This is a genomic window from Flavobacterium frigidum (assembly GCF_048286795.2).
The window spans coordinates 189,230-205,154 of the sequence record NZ_JBLVPT020000002.1 but is presented as its reverse complement, the minus strand read 5'-3'; the positions used below and the strand labels follow the sequence as shown (position 1 = coordinate 205,154).

General features: G+C 30.0%; 13 protein-coding genes. 4 read left to right on the top strand and 9 right to left on the bottom strand.

Annotation, left to right across the window (positions count from 1 at the left end; all coding sequences use genetic code 11):
• Window positions 1–6 precede the first annotated feature (6 nt).
• From ACNQGB_RS04460 to ACNQGB_RS04445, 4 genes are all read left to right on the top strand, one after another.
• Window positions 7–2,142, top strand: a complete 2,136-nt coding sequence (locus tag ACNQGB_RS04460) for a type II secretion system protein GspD (protein WP_417943692.1) — start codon at window positions 7–9, stop codon at window positions 2,140–2,142.
• A complete protein-coding gene (locus ACNQGB_RS04455; RefSeq protein ID WP_417943691.1) occupies window positions 2,142–3,341 on the top strand; it encodes a hypothetical protein in 1,200 nt (399 codons plus the stop codon). Before ACNQGB_RS04460 ends, ACNQGB_RS04455 begins: the two co-directional genes overlap by 1 nt.
• Before the next feature lies 1 nt (window position 3,342).
• Window positions 3,343–3,861: a hypothetical protein gene (locus ACNQGB_RS04450; protein WP_417943690.1), complete on the top strand. Its 519-nt coding sequence runs from the start codon at window positions 3,343–3,345 to the stop codon at window positions 3,859–3,861.
• 265 nt (window positions 3,862–4,126) lie between these two features.
• Window positions 4,127–4,558: a hypothetical protein gene (locus ACNQGB_RS04445; RefSeq protein WP_417943689.1), complete on the top strand. Its 432-nt coding sequence runs from the start codon at window positions 4,127–4,129 to the stop codon at window positions 4,556–4,558.
• 105 nt (window positions 4,559–4,663) lie between these two features.
• Here ACNQGB_RS04445 and ACNQGB_RS04440 read toward each other — a convergent pair whose 3' ends face one another.
• The 9 genes from ACNQGB_RS04440 to ACNQGB_RS04400 form a co-directional block, all read right to left on the bottom strand.
• Entirely contained in the window at window positions 4,664–4,852 is a 189-nt protein-coding gene (locus ACNQGB_RS04440; RefSeq protein ID WP_417943715.1) for a tyrosine-type recombinase/integrase, read from the bottom strand.
• Between the two features lie 229 nt (window positions 4,853–5,081).
• The gene (locus ACNQGB_RS04435; RefSeq protein ID WP_417943688.1) at window positions 5,082–5,789 is read right to left on the bottom strand and encodes a phage integrase SAM-like domain-containing protein; all 708 of its coding nucleotides are present in this window, start codon (window positions 5,787–5,789) and stop codon (window positions 5,082–5,084) included.
• A 289-nt stretch (window positions 5,790–6,078) separates the two neighbouring features.
• Window positions 6,079–6,546, bottom strand: a complete 468-nt coding sequence (locus ACNQGB_RS04430) for a hypothetical protein (RefSeq protein ID WP_417943687.1) — start codon at window positions 6,544–6,546, stop codon at window positions 6,079–6,081.
• A gap of 206 nt (window positions 6,547–6,752) precedes the next feature.
• On the bottom strand, window positions 6,753–9,014 hold the full coding sequence (locus ACNQGB_RS04425; protein ID WP_417943686.1) for an nSTAND3 domain-containing NTPase: 2,262 nt from the start codon (window positions 9,012–9,014) through the stop codon (window positions 6,753–6,755).
• A gap of 406 nt (window positions 9,015–9,420) precedes the next feature.
• A complete protein-coding gene (locus tag ACNQGB_RS04420; protein ID WP_417943685.1) occupies window positions 9,421–9,780 on the bottom strand; it encodes a hypothetical protein in 360 nt (119 codons plus the stop codon).
• A 32-nt stretch (window positions 9,781–9,812) separates the two neighbouring features.
• A complete protein-coding gene (locus ACNQGB_RS04415; RefSeq protein WP_417943684.1) occupies window positions 9,813–12,944 on the bottom strand; it encodes a hypothetical protein in 3,132 nt (1,043 codons plus the stop codon).
• Entirely contained in the window at window positions 12,941–13,486 is a 546-nt protein-coding gene (locus ACNQGB_RS04410) for an ABC-three component system middle component 1 (protein ID WP_417943683.1), read from the bottom strand. The genes ACNQGB_RS04415 and ACNQGB_RS04410 overlap by 4 nt, the downstream gene beginning before the upstream one ends.
• The gene (locus tag ACNQGB_RS04405; protein WP_417943682.1) at window positions 13,464–14,846 is read right to left on the bottom strand and encodes an ABC-three component system protein; all 1,383 of its coding nucleotides are present in this window, start codon (window positions 14,844–14,846) and stop codon (window positions 13,464–13,466) included. Before ACNQGB_RS04405 ends, ACNQGB_RS04410 begins: the two co-directional genes overlap by 23 nt.
• The gene (locus ACNQGB_RS04400) at window positions 14,828–15,907 is read right to left on the bottom strand and encodes a ComEC/Rec2 family competence protein (protein ID WP_417943681.1); all 1,080 of its coding nucleotides are present in this window, start codon (window positions 15,905–15,907) and stop codon (window positions 14,828–14,830) included. Before ACNQGB_RS04400 ends, ACNQGB_RS04405 begins: the two co-directional genes overlap by 19 nt.
• Between the last annotated feature and the right edge of the window lie 18 nt (window positions 15,908–15,925).

Below are 15,925 nucleotides of genomic sequence, written 5' to 3'. Positions count from 1 at the left end.
ATACACATGAAAACAATATTATCTTTATTTTTACTTTTAACTACACAATTATTCTTAGGACAAGAGAATAGAATTCAACAAATTAAAAATAATATTGAAGCTATAAGCACCTCTGAACCGGGACTTTCAGAAAAAATAAATATCAATATTAAAGAAGCGTCGTTAGCTAGTTTTTTAATCGCCATAGCCGAAGTCCACAAACTCAATATAAGCGTAGCACCAAATCTAGCCCAAATTACTATTGTCAATAATTTTACTGATGTAATTGTAGGTGATTTGTTGGTATTCTTAGCCAAAGAATACAATCTGTCTATAGAATTCTCAGGTACTATACTAGCTATAAAAAGTTATGAAAAACCAATAGAAAGAGAAATCCCGAAAACAATTGACGTTAGTTACAACAACGATTTGCTTTCCTTAAATGTAAAAGAAGATAAACTATATGATGTTTTTAAAAAAATAACCGAGGTCAGTAATAAAAATCTTGTTTTTACCCCAGGTCTTGAAAACAAGTTACTCACTTCATTTATTATCAATATGCCCTTTGATGCTGCACTAGATAAATTAGCTTTGGCCAGTAATCTCAATGTTACAAAGTCAAAAGATAATTTTTATATTTTTGAAAGCTATGATTTAGGAAGTACTACTGATAATGGGATGGGTAAAACCAAAACAAATAAAAATAGAAAAGGCAATTTCTTTTTTAACATCCTCGATGCTGATAAAAAACTATTAGAAGTTGATTTTGAAAATATGCCTATTGCTAATGTGATTTTTGATATCGGTAATGCACTAGACATCGACCTATTCGTTTCCAGCCCTATGAATAATATTGGTATTGCCACAGTAAAATCAAAAAGCATCACTTTTGATCAATTACTAAATAAACTTTTCGAAATTAAACAAGAAACTAAATCAACACCAAACAATCAACCAAACCAATTTAATCCAACAGAAAACAATATTTCAACACCAACTGAAGGATACACCTATAAAAGAAATGGAAACATGTACTTTTTTGGTACCAAAAACCAATTAGTAGTAAGAAATATCAAAACGATACCCTTAATGCATCGTTCAATAGACATATTAGGGGACCCCTCAAAAGAAGGAAGAAGTGCCGGTAGAATAGCAAGCACGAATAACTTTTCAAATTTTAATTCTAATAATAGAATCAATAATGATTTGCAGCAACAAAATAACAATTTTAATTCACCAGATGATTCTAACACAAATTCAAGTTATAAAAAGTCAGAATCTATTTTATCGATAGTACCTGAAGAAATTACTAAAGAACTCGATATAAAAGTTGATAAAGAACTAAATAGCTTTGTTGTTTCAGGACCTGCGATAAATATTGAAAGATTTGAAAATTTTATTAAGTACATTGATAAACCAGTTCCAGTTATACTAATTGAAGTGATGCTATTAGAGATCAATAAAAACACAACTATAGAGACAGGTATTAATGCCGGAATTGGCGATAAGCCCAGTACAACAGCAGGTACTATTTATCCGACAGCAGATATAAAATTAGGGGCACAAACAATAAATAAAATTATTGACGGCTTTAACGGTTTCGGTTCTTTGAATATTGGAAAAGTAGTTCCTAACTTTTATTTGAGTTTAAAAGCTATGGAAAGTAACGGGAATTTAAAAATACGCTCCTCACCTAGGTTATCGACCTTAAATGGACACAAAGCGTTTTTATCAATTGGAGAAACCACTTATTATGTGGTAACCAATCAAAGTTTTTATGGATCACAAATACCGCAAGCTTCTGAAATAAAAAACTACCAACCTATAGACGCTGAATTATCGGTGACCATAATGCCTTTAGTATCTGGTGATGGTCAAATTACTATGGATATTAAAGTTATTCAATCTAGTTTCAACGGTCAAAAAGTAGACAAAGATGCTCCTCCAGGAATAAATTCCAGAGAATTTACCTCTATAATTAGAGTCAAAGATCAAGATATAATAGTTTTAGGAGGTCTAGAAGAATCAGTTAAAAATGACTCTGGTAGTGGTGTTCCTCTGCTTTCCAGAATCCCAATACTAAAATGGTTATTTAGCTCCAGAAAAAAAGAAGAATCAAAGAAAAAACTATCCGTTTTAATAAAGCCAATAGTAATCTACTAATGAAAATACCGCAAATAGATACGCTATTAATGGGGAATCGATACATCAGTATTGAACTTTATTCTTGTAATAATATAAACAAAATTGCACTTGTCGAGGTAACGAAAAAGAAAGAAGGATTACTAATAGAAAAAAAAGATAAAGTTCACTACAAAGGAGAGATTGCCGAAAAATGGGACAAATCTCTACCCTATTTTTTAGTATTAAACACCAATCAAGTCCTCCAAAAAGAAGTACTTTATATGGACCCTTCTGATGAAAAATTAGTAAACAAAGCTTTCCCAAACACCAATTGGGAAACTTTTTATTACGAAATATGGCGATTAAAATCAAAAACTATTGTTGCTATAACCCGTAAAAATTATTTGGATGAGCTAATTCAAAAATTCAAAAATCAGCAGATTGGTATAACAGGTATTAGTATTGGTACTTGCGCTATTGCTGATTTAAGAAAATATAGCACTTATGATGAATTACGCACAAATCATCAAATTATTACTAATAATGAGCAAGAGACTATAATGAGTGCTTCCGCAGAAGAATTACCTTCAGTAAGCTTCGACATTAACAATCTTGCAATTCCTAATGCGCAACTGCTTGCTTTTTCTGGGACTATTAGATTAGTATCTAATTTTACATCTAACTCCGGGTCTATCATTACACTAAGTAGCTTAAAAAAAGAAGAGTATCTTCAACAACGCTTTTTTTCCAAAGGTTCAAAAATAATTCTTGGAGTATTACTTGCACTTCTGCTTATCAATTTCCTTAGCTTCTCCCATTACTTTAAAGCCGATCAAGAAGCTTCTGAAAAGATTGCCATTCATCAAGTAGATCTTCAAAACTTAGCTTCTATTAAACAAAGAGTAAAAAACAAAGAAAGTATCGTTCAAAATGTTTTCGAGAAAAAAGGATCCCAAAGTAGTTTTTATTGCAATGATATTGCTCAAATGGTCCCACCTTCAATACTCTTATCTGAATTAGAATTTAATCCACTTGAAAAAAAGGTAAAGAATGAAGAGTCGGTTCGTTACATCGATAGAACTATTTTAATTAGTGGTATTTCTAAAGACAATACCGCTTTTACCAATTGGATTGAAGCTATCGAAAAAAAGTATTGGACTTCAAAAGTAGTCATTATACACTTTGGAAAAAACGACAATAACGAAACTGAATTTAGTGTAAAAATCAATCTAAAGTAACATGACATTCAATCGAAAAAATAAAATACTCTTATTGAGTTTTGGTGTAATGCTATACCTTTGCTATTCATTCGCTATCAGCAATACAATAAACTATTACCAAGCTCTTAAATCCAAAGAAGCTCTCATTGAAAATTCCATTGAACTCCCTGTACTTATTCCTCAGTTAAAATACAAAGAAAAACAATTGGATAAGTATTTAATGTCACACGAGATCAAAACAAAAGCTTCTTTTCAAAATGAACTATTAAAACAGTTAACCTTTTACACCAATCAGACTCATGTAAAAATAACTGATTTTAAAGCCCCACACCAAAATCTAAATGATAAAAATGACACTACTACGAGTTATATTTTCTCGTTAGAAGGAACGTTTATTAATTGTTTAAAAACAATTAATTATTTAGAAAACAAACCCGAATTGGGGGTTATCAAGCATTTATTCTTTGTCAAGAAAAAAAATTATAAGATTGATAAAGATGAACTTTATGTTGAAGTAATTCTTCAAAAAAATAGCTAAAGACAAATTTAAAAACGCTGAATAAGAAATAAATAATATTATGTTTCATTTAATTTACTCATTGCGCTTACCTTAATACTAACCTGAACATCAGTTTATGGCTTCATAGCTTTATAGTCAGAATGTCGTCCTGTGCATTTCATAATTAATTGCACAGGAATGGCTACTGATAATGCAAAACAAATGTTCTTCTTCCTATATGAGTTCCTAATAAAGATCATTTAAGCCTATCGACGCCGAGATAAATTATCAAAACACAATTGATTTGCAATTTACTGAGGTCAAAAATCCACTTATAAAATTTAGTCAGGGCACTTCTTTTCTTTTAAAATTTGCAGATATAGACAATAAGGATTACAAGTTTCTTCCCGTATTTCACTCTAAGGAATCGGTTTTAAATTCTAATTATATCACGAACGAAAAGACAACGCCAATCGAAATAAACGCCTTGCCATTGCCTTTACTCACTCGGAAAAATGCTCAAACCGCTTATGCTCTAGAATCGAATGATTCAAAGGTTTTTCTAGTGCCTTATTCAGGCCTTTATAATGGAAATAATTTGGCACAACCAATAGACAACTATTTATTACCAGCAGTGCATTTGCAATATTGGAAGGAATGGTTCAATTTTCGCATTAATTCACATTGTTTTTCGTGGTCATTCAAAGCATGGAACGAGCAATTGTTAAACATGTAGGCAAAGACTAAAATCTTTGCCTACAAAAGATTTCATATTATTAAAACAATCAATATAACCGAAATCAAACCCAATCAGTATGAAGTGAAAATTGAAACGGAGGGATTAGAATAAGTTATCTAGCAAGAAAATCTCAGCATTGGCATCAGCTTGAACAATGTGTACATAAATCATCGTTTGTTTTATGTCGCTATGTCCCAATAAAAGTTGAAGTTTTTCAACTTGACCTCCTGCTCTTAAAAAACTGGTTGCAAAAGTGTGGCGTGGAACGTGAAAGGTAACTTTTTTTTGAATTTTTAAAAATTTTCATTATCTTCCTCAACTCATCATTGATGTGTTGGTCTGCAAATTTCTTTTCGAATAATAAAGGCTCGTGATTAACTATTTCACGGGTTTTCAAATTCATAGCAATCGACTGATCCTTTTTCGATTTTTTGGCAACAAAAGAAACGTAGTTGTCCATAAAATTACTGCGCTTCAATTTTTGAACATCTGAAATACGTAAACCAGTCATGCAGCTAAATTAAAAATATCCTAAAATCAATCGATAAGAATCACTGATATAATCACTGAAATAATACCCCGCACATCTTTTCAGTTCATGAACTGATAAACTGGTTCTATTACCTTTGGTGCTTCCTGCTTCAATGTCATCCAGATTAAGGCTTAATTTAATCCCCGCTTTTTTGGCAATGCCAAGAAACTTTCTTACCGCATCAATATTTCCTGCTACCGTGGTACTTTCATTACCTAATCCACGTAAATATTTACGGAATTTATCCAACCAACTTTGGTCGATATTCATAAACGTAACATCATTATCATAGATAATCAATTTCCGAAGTACTGATTTATATCTATTATAAGAACCTATTTCCATCAATACCTTCTCCTCCTCCAGCATCATGTCGTAAAAAGCTGTAAATCGGATGCGTGGCATTCCGATGAGAAATTCTTTCTTTAAGTTTTCGGGTGTAAGAACTCTATCTGCGAGACGATACGAGGTCTTAATTGTGGTAAGTTTAGATTTAATGTTGTCAAGAATCAAATTGATATCTTGATTTTCTTTGGATACAGGAATCGGTCGTTCCTTTTTCAAATCCCACTCTTTCGCATTCACATATATATTAAGTGAGATTCGTTCTCGCTTATAATCACCTGAAAGATGTAAACTGATTGGTGATTTTCCGTCTGCATTTTTATATGCTCGGATGCTAAATTTATCTTTCATTGACACATAGATTTTGTTTGTGTCAACGAGTATGTCAAAAATCCTATCTGAAGTATGATTCATCTGGCTATTAAAAATTGGTTAAAAAACAAAAAAAGCGCACTATACTTGGTCTTACGACCTGTATGTGCACTTTGCTTTTTAGCTAATTATAGCCATTTGTGAACTTAATTGGACAGAATTCGAACCTTTTACTAGAAGATTTGAAGCTTTTAGCCGACTCTTTTGAAGGACAAAGGTAACTAAATATTAGTTATAGATTTATTCATCTTAAGACGACAAATAAAATTTATGGTAAAGTAAGCTTTAGTATTTTACTTATAGCATCAATATCAGGTTTGTAAACTAAAACTGGAATTTGAAAGTATTCTAAAAAATATGCCAACTTTGCTCTATGACTTCCGTCTGAAAATGAAATTCTATTTGAATCTACATTAGATAAACTAATTGTTGGAGGATCGATAAATTTACCATTATCCCAACGATGTAAAATTCTCGTAATTCTTCGATCATTAATATCAGCTCCAGTAAAAACTATTTCTGTACTAACTTCATACATTTCGGCGTTGAAAATAAGATCCACAGATTTTACTAGAAATATCTCATAATCGTCATTGAAATCTTGCAAAGCCTCTTTAATATTTGGGCCATATGCCCATTTAGGTTTAATAGTCTGTAGTTCTTTTAATATTTTACTTTGATAAAACATTAAAAGAACTTCATCTCTTGTGTTAGAATTAAATTTTATTAGCTTCATCTTTCTTTGATTTACATTATATATTTATATAAAAAAATCTGCCTTTAAACATAGTCATACTAAAGCCCCCCCCTTGACACAAAATTGACACTTTTAACAAGTTGAAGTTTTTTTTAGAATTACAGCTACAAATAAATCCCTTTCAATCTACAAGACGGATACTTTATGTCATCTTGCGAGGCGTTCTCAATTAAAAACGATAAAATTTATTTATCAATATCATCAAATATACTTCTTTCTTTGTCTTGGTTTTCATCACTTTTAGTGCTTAGTTTTTCCCTTTTAATGATTTTTTCTACTGATGTATTTTCAATAACCCACTCTTCAATTTCAGTAATCTCTCTATTAACAGTAAATACTATTTGTGGCTCATCAGAAAATTCTAGTTCAATAATTTCTAAATCATCTTTTAGAGAAGACATGTGATATTCCGCATCTTCATCTTGTCTATAATTGGACTTGTATGTTTCCTTTAAATTTGAAATTTTTGGTATTAGTTCAGCTTTAATTCTCTCTAAAAGTTCTTCAAATTCATCAACATTAATCATTTCTTTTATATCGTCTGACCTTAAAGCATAGAGGGTATGACCTTCAATTGCATAAATTGATACTATATCAATAAATTTTTTCCTAAAATTTTCGGGGAATAAACCTGAAGAGAATAAAGTGTAAACAAGCTCAACTTCTGGGGAATAATCCAAATTCACATTGGGATGTGATATAAGCTCCAATATGTCTGGATTCTCTTCAATATATATTTTTAAAAATTTCACAGAACATCTGCGTGATAAAAAAGTATATAAGTTTCTTTTAGCTCCCCATTCAGAAAGAAAGTCAGTTTTATATTGTTTTGTAGTTCGATAAGCTTTTAATTTTTTTAATACTGTTGGAAATAAATTTTTAGGTACTATAACAGCATTTTCTAAATTAACATTTCCGCAAGTAATTTGACCAAGCAACATGTCCACAGAACTCCCATAAAGGTAAATGATAAGCATATCTGAAGAACTAACAATGAATTTAGCGTATGCATCACCAATTGTAGGGTGTTTATATTTCCAAAACATTTCATCTTCTATAATGACGGACTGAACCATATTTCCTTTCATCGCTTCAAGTGCATCAATACAACCAGAAAGTGAGCTTCCTAGTCGTGAAATCGCATTATGTTCAATTTCATTTAAGTCGAGTGGTAATTTTAATTTTTCACTATTCATGTAAATCAAAGCCAAAGCTGCTTGACTATCTTTGTCCAAATCATTTAAAATATCTAACAGAAAGCTTTCCTGTTTATGAACAAATTCATCTAAAGAATATTTTTTGATTTCTAAATTTTTGGTAAAAAAAGGGTCGGCTATTCTTCGTGCAATCTCAGGTATGAATCTTTCATGAGTTGCTATCTGTTCAAGATAATTTTTTATTTCACTACGAAATTTTATCGGTTGTCTCCCCATCTTAATATGATTGTAGAGCATTTGTCTTTTCTCATTTAGCGTAAGGTTATGGACATCAATAACAACTTGGCTCTCATTTAATAATGGAAAAGCTCCTACCTTTAAATCCTTTCTCGCAGCATTGTAAATATAATCTCTAGAAGTCATCACAATTTTAGCGCCCTTATTCAACATAGTTTTTATTGAAGGCATAGCATGATTCCATCTGCCACTAAGTGTTGACTCATATTGTGTTACTCCAAAAGCATCATCAATCCAAAAGAATTGCCCGGGTTCCTCAGGGTTCCAATGTTTTATCACTTGTTCTGCAGTATCCAATTTAAATGTCATAGCTTTCCATTGATCAAGTGCCCCCATCGCAAGCAACGATGCAATTGTTGTTTTACCAGCAGCTGGTTCTCCAACTAATAAAACAAAATTATGTTCTTCAATTGATTTTGCCGCTCTATCATATGCAGTAGTAATTACAACTTTTGCCAAGTCTTCTTTTAGATATTCAAGCAAAGCAGCTCCTTGTGAATAAACCCGTGCATCTAAAATCTGCGATAGGTCACCTAAGCCATAAACCCTTGGAACCATTCTCCTTAGTCTCGGATTTTCTTTAATTTGACTTGATATCCAATCACCGCCAAATACATAAACATGTTTTGAACCAAAAGCTTTAAATTCTGTTTGAATTTTTTCTGCAACTCGTCCCGAAATTCCTGCATTTGTCATAATGATATAAATATCACAAATTCCTTTATTTACCAGTAATTCTGCTTTAGGCAATTCTTCGCTTAGATCAGATAATTTCAGGTTGTAATTTTGTTTGGATGTAAATTTGCATTGTATGACAAAATTGCCCTGAACAGAATCGTTTTCTGATTTATTCCATTTACCATAATAACTTCCATCCCGACCACCGTCATTTGACGGTAAATACGACATTGCTGTCTGACCTAAAATCTCTCTAGCGATTGAATTACACAATTCTTGGAAACCATACCAACCTAAGTGCTGTAAATCATACATAATTTGTGTTTATTCTTTAATTATAATTACTTACGACGATTTCTGATTTCAAAATCTGCTGATATAGTAATATCTGCTAAAAACTCCGAGGAATCTGGAAGCTCTTCTATTAATCTTCCAGCACTATCATGTCCTAAAAAAATAAGTGGAGCATTTACCCTTATTTTCGTTCATTTTATCGTAATCTTCCGTTGTTAAATCGACCATTTTGGTCAAACGCTGAGTTTGAATTTCACGTCCGAATCTTTGTACAGTGCCATTTAAAAAAACTTCTTATACAAACCTTTCTCAGGTTTCACCAAGCATACCGTACAATGGTTTGACACGTGCCCTGTAAATTTCTTCAGTTTCCGTTCTCTCAATTTTTTCATTTTTTTGATATTCATTTCTTAGAACACCTATCCGTTTATTTATAGGCAAGCCATCCCATGGAGGATTGCATGTAATAATTCCTGTTTAATTTTCCTTTCTGGTTAAGCTCTTCTCCGTAGTTTTTAACTCCATATACTTTTCTTTTCCTGTCGCGCCACAGAAAAAATTCCTGCAGGCGCAGGATGATAGTGTTGTTTCGGTTATTCTCTTCCCTTTGTCCTGAACCACCCAGATCTGTAAGAACTTTATTGATTATTTGTATGATCTGGTCTTCCGTAAATTCCTGCTTTTCGTATTTTTGATATAGAGCAAGAATGATCAGCCCATCTTCCTTGTTGGGTATGAGCTGATAATAGCGTGGCTTGGCTTCGGAATAGAGATCGATTTCTTTCATTGCAGGGAGTTAGCAAAACTGTTAAAATTTAATTAATTTGTTTTCAACTTTCCAAAAGTCTCAAACTCTAAAAATTTAGATTTAAACAAATCTGATGGGATTTTCTTTTTTAGTAATAAATGAAAGTTCTCTTCGTGGGTTGAAACAATCAATTGTTTTCCTAAAGACAAGGTAATACCTCTAAATAAATCTATAAAAGACAGAATATTAATGCTATCCATTGATTGAATTGGGTCATCAATAAAAATACAGTCAACAGGTTCCCCATTATGATCCTTTGTTTTTAATGCTCGTGCTAAGAAAATACTTAAACTTAAAATATTTACTTGAGCAGTGCTAAAATAAAGAGAAGGTACAGATCTAACTTTTTGTCCTTTTTCATTAGACGACCAGGTATAAATTTGTAAACGGGGTTTATTTTCAGCAAAATCACATTCAAATTCAATTGACTTATAATCAGGATGTGGATCTATTTTCTCGTAAATAGCATTAATTAAAGGTGTATAAAAATAAGCTTCAATTGTATTCTTAAGAAAAGATTTAAGACTTCCTCTTTCAATATTTAATTTGCCCTCAGCATCTTCTAATTCTTTTAAGCTGTTGTTGATTTCTTCAATGCGGTCTTGTACTTTTTTTGATTCAGTAGCTTTTATACAAGCATCGTTTAAAATTCTAGTTATTTTAAATTTTTCTTTTTTATTTTCAATTAACTTTTCAACTTCCTTTTGCTTCTCAATTAGACCAGAAAATTCTTTCTCAATTTCAGCTTTATCTTTATCACTTAGTTCTATACCAAACTCTGATAGAATATAATTTTCATAATTATCATATATCCTTAAAGCTAAATTTTTAGTGTTCTTTACCAGTTCTTTTTTCTTAATGTATTCCTCGTTGGTAATAGGATAATTTGACAATTTAGTATTTATCTCACTTAAAGATAAATTTAGACCTTCAATTTTAACTACTATATAACTGATAATTAACTGAATACTAGTGATACGTTCTAATAATATAGATTTTTCAAAATTGTTAGAATTTAGCACTTCAATAAAGAAATTCCTTACTTCCTCATAGTCTATTGAAGATTGAAGTTTTACAAGATTATTTTCAGAAATTTTTAAATTTTCTTCGTATGTTTTTAGTAATGAATCTATGTTAAAAACTTTACTGGCAATTGTATCAAGTAATTTATTCCTATCGAGTAATTGTTTCTCTATCTCAAATACATCTTCCTGTATCTTCACTGACAATTGATCAGGGGTCTGCTGATCTCCAAAAAATAAAAGTAATTCTTGTAAGGTTAATTGATTTTTATTTAAATCATTTAACTTATCCTTTCTCTCTAAAACTAGTTTATTTATTGTATTTTGTGTAACTTTCTGCTCTGATAAATAAGGTTGTTTTAATGCAGAAAAAGTTTTTCCAATTTGTTCTTTGTTGCTAGATAGTTTTATTACTAAGTTATTTAATTCTTTTTCATTATCATTTTTTGCTTCTAAAAATGTTTTTAATTTACTGTCAATTAATTTGTTAGATAAAATACTCTCTGATACATTTTCAAATGAGTCATAATGATGATTACATAAAGGGCAATCTGAACTTTCTGATTTATTGACTAACTCTAAACCTGCATTTATAAATTCTTTTAATTCTTGATTAAAATGGTTCTGACTATCAATTTTACTTTGGACATCATCAATATTACTTTTTAAATCCTTTAGTTTTTTCGATCCTTCTATATAACTAGTAATCAATTCTTGATGCTCTTTAAATAAATTAAACTCTAATAAAAGCTCTATATCATCATTAATCCTATTCTCATAATATCCAAATTGATCTAAAATTTCTTTTGAATCATTCAACTTTTTTTCTTCTGATACTATTAATTTTGATAAATCACCAATTTTTTTTTCTAACTCCAAAATAATCGGAGAAGTTGCTTCTAAATGTTCTTTTTGGGTCGGAATATTGTTTAGGATTGATTGATTCCTAACCAAAGAATTTTTAAGCTCATTGAGTTTTATTGTTGCATCATTTTTCTCTTTTTCGGAGTCGAGCTTTTCACCTTTAGCAACTAGTGATTTGCTTTTTAATTCATCTATGTTTTTTTCTAAAGCAGCAATTTCAGTTTGTGTAGCAAGAAAAGATTCAAATTGCTTCTCAATATTAATAGTTATCTGCAATCTGTTTTGCTCAATCTTTACATTTTCATTATTTAAACTTAATTCGTTATTTAGCCTTTCTTGCTGTTCAAACCACAATATTATTTGATCTAATTCTTTAGATTGTTCATCTAATTTTAGAATCTTATTTCTATTACCTAGATAAGACAAAACGCCTCCATTCAATTCATTACCTTCAATTTCTTCACCATCTCTTGCTAAAGTAATTGTATCAATACGCAATTTAGCTTTAATTAGCTCCTCTTCCAGTGATAACAGTCGAACATCAATATTTCGGGATAAATTGTCGTAAGATGTCGGGTTAAATGAATGTTGATTAATAAAATCAATATTTTCATCTTCTTTTTTTAGATAGCTAATTACTTCGTTAATTTCATCAAACTTTTTGAACTCTTGTTCAAAGTCTATCTCAGTTTGTAATGATTTTTCTTCTTCCGATTTTTTACTTTCTAAAGATTTTCTTTCCTCCTTGATATATTCTAATAACCGATTTATTTTCTTATATATTGTATCATACTTTTTTAAACTATCATCAATTTCTATGAAATTTTCATAGCGCTTATCAGCTTTCTCTTCTTTTAGAAATGCATCTATTAAATCTTGAGTCAATATTTGATTTTGAAAATATTCGTTTACGGGTTTCTCATTATACTTATAAACTTTTTTCTTATTAATAACATTCTCAAAACTATTTAAACTCGTTTCTACTATTACCTTTCCTGAAAACGAAGCCTTATTTAATAATAATGGAGCATCATTGTCTTTTCTTACTTTTTCAAAATCAACCATTCGATCGAAACGTTGAATTTTATGAGTAACTGCCCATTCAACAGCATCATAGAAAGACGTTTTACCAAAACCATTTGGAGCATAAATTGAGGCAAAATTCATTATTTCACCGTTAGAAGTGAAATCAAAAGTAGAATCTGCCTCTTTCTCAAATGCTCTGAATCCAGTAATTTTTACACTTTTAATTTTCATAACTTGGTAATTTCCTTAATTAATTTTCCTTGAGCTTCTCTATCTCCAATAACTTTTTCCTCTTTTTCTAAAAGCTCCCAAATATTTTTATTTTTTGGAACAAATTCAGAGATTGTAACTTCTTGAGTTTTATCTACAATTTCTTTTAAATCTGAATTTGTAATATGCTTTACAATTAATCGATTTGCTTCATCATTATCAAATTCTTTACTATAAGAATCTTCAACAATTTTTCTACTTGAAAATTTATCATTTTCAACTTTATTTTTTAGTTCTTTAGGAGTTATATCGCTCGTGATATATATGATGTAGAGATTCCATTTTTCATATACTGTTTCTAATTTAGATTGGTATTTTAATGCAATTTCTTTTGAAATATTTTCCCATAAACTTTCTTCAGAAAGAATAGAACTCTTAGCTAATACAAAAAATACAGATATGTTTACATTTGCGTGTGCTAACTGAAACTGAAAATCACAAGTCTTATATTTTTCTTTTAATTGATTTATTACATCCGCGCTATATTCCAAATACTTTTCCATATTCTTCTTTTAGTTTAATTAATAGTTCATTTTCATTAGGTCTTTTATAAGTTTTGAAATCGTCACTATTTTCAATGAGCATGTATTTTTTTAAATATTCAAAATGAATAAAATTATATTTATCAAATGCAAACTCATCTACATCAGATACTGCACTCCCAATATTATTAACTGTTAAGGTTCCATTTTCATAACTTTTTCTGAAAGCATCAATTCTCGGCACTAAACTGCCTTTTTCTAACTTATAATAAGCTATATTTCCAGCGACTGGAATGCTATTTGTCTTTATAAAGACAGTACCATTTTCATTTAATCCTAAGTAGTTTGATGACAAACAATCTTCTAGAAAATTATCGCTTTGCCAATCAACATTTGTGTTCTTATACAATAATCTTGTCATTGAAAAAATACTTTCAAGATCATTTTGAGTGCAAGCAAATTCTTTTGCAATATTTATTAATGTTAAGAACTCTAACCAAGTAACATAAATTAGTTCATCATTAAGTTTCGCACCATTATTTTCATTAATTAATAATCTCTCTTTAAAAAGATCTTTGATAAATATTGGAGTAATGTCACTATTAATAACTGCAAGTGTTTTATCTTTCAGAAACTTTCTTGTATAAGAAATATTCTCATCTAATATCCCCGCAGAAATATCAAAAGCCTTGTCCTTTAAGAATTTAAAACTTGTAAGAAATGAAGGTATCATTTCTGATAAACTGTTCTCCTCAACTATTTCTATAAATTTATTAATCGGAACAACATCTATTTGTCCATTTGCATAATCCGTAGTTGTAGATGATTGAATTCCGATAATGTTTATTATTCCATTACTTAATCTCAAAATACCTCCGCCGGAAAACCCTTTAATATCTTCATGATTTAGATTTCCAAAGTTTGTTTCTAATCTAAAATACCCGTTATTAGTTATATTGATTTTACGATTAATTTGATGATTACTATATCTGTCATTTTTATTATCATCTATTTTACTAGGATAACCACATAGTAAACAATCATTAAATGCGATACAATTTTCATCTACAAAAATTTTATTACAACCTAAGATCTCCTTTATAATTAGAATAGAAGCATCTACATTTACATCAGGATGTTCAAAATAGTTTTCATCTTTTTTTATATCGATATCATTTGGAGCATTCTGTGTATCAGAGTAAGATATACTAATTATATCTTTAAGTTCTTTTGTGTTTAAACCATCATCATTTTTCACTTCGTTATAAAACACGTGTTTAGCAGAAAGTACATAAGTTATTGTTTCATACAAAGGTTGAAATAAAACTCCACTACCACCACCTAAAATGACCGTATATTTTTTTAAATCGTTTTCATCCATTTATAAGTAAATTCATTAGTTTCTTTAGCCTTAAAACATGCAAAGCTACTCCAATCTTCTTCTAAAAAAATTTTATCTTTTAAACCATAATTAAAGCGTATAATAGCAGTTGGATTATTATCAATAATTCTTGCTATTGTTCTTTTATTAGGTAATCCGTGCTTAGTTGCATTTGAACTTATTAGGTAATTATCTGTTTTTACAATTTCTAAAAGTTCTTTATTTGTATTGTACGCACTGCCGTGGTGAGAGACCTTCATTAGCTCAGTATTCAAAGGATTATATTTATCGTATCCAAACATTTTTAAACCTTCTATCACAACAGATGGGTGTGAATCACCTAAAAATAAAAAACGTTTATTCTCGTACTCCATAATAAAGGCTATAGAACTACCATTGGCAACACTTGAGTCTTCTTTAAATTTAAAATTAAGCTTGTTTTCTTCATCAATAAAATCTTTTAAAGTAATTTTAAAATCATATTCACCATTACCACTTGTAAAATAGTCCTTTTGTTTTTCATACAACTTTAAAAGTATATCTAACTTCTCGTTATTAGGAGACAAAATTTTAAATTTTACGCCAAATAAATTAAATTCTAATCCTTGTTCAATAATCTGCCCTTCCCATAAATTATTATCCCTAAGATACTTTTCAAATTTAATTCCTTGTTTAAGGCTGGTATGAAAATCGTCTGCTCCGTCAGTGATTTCAATATCTAAATCTTTGTTTTCATCACTTTCGAACTTCTTAGCTATTTCCTTTCCTGAGTTAAACCAAACTTTTTTAATAAGTTTAGGAGCCTCTTTATCTTTATTCAGCCATCTTAAAATCCCTCCAATATGGTCATCATCAAAATGGGTTAAAATGAGAAGGTCTATGCATTGTTCATTTTCTTGAATCTGTTTAATTACTTTAAATAAATCACCATTTACATTTGAGGAACTTTTATAAGTATCACCAATACCACCATCAATTAATATATTTCGGTTTTCTTTTCCATCATTAAATGATAAAATTATAGAATCTCCATTACCTGCTTTTAAAATTTTTATTTTCATAGTTTTAAGTTTGATTAG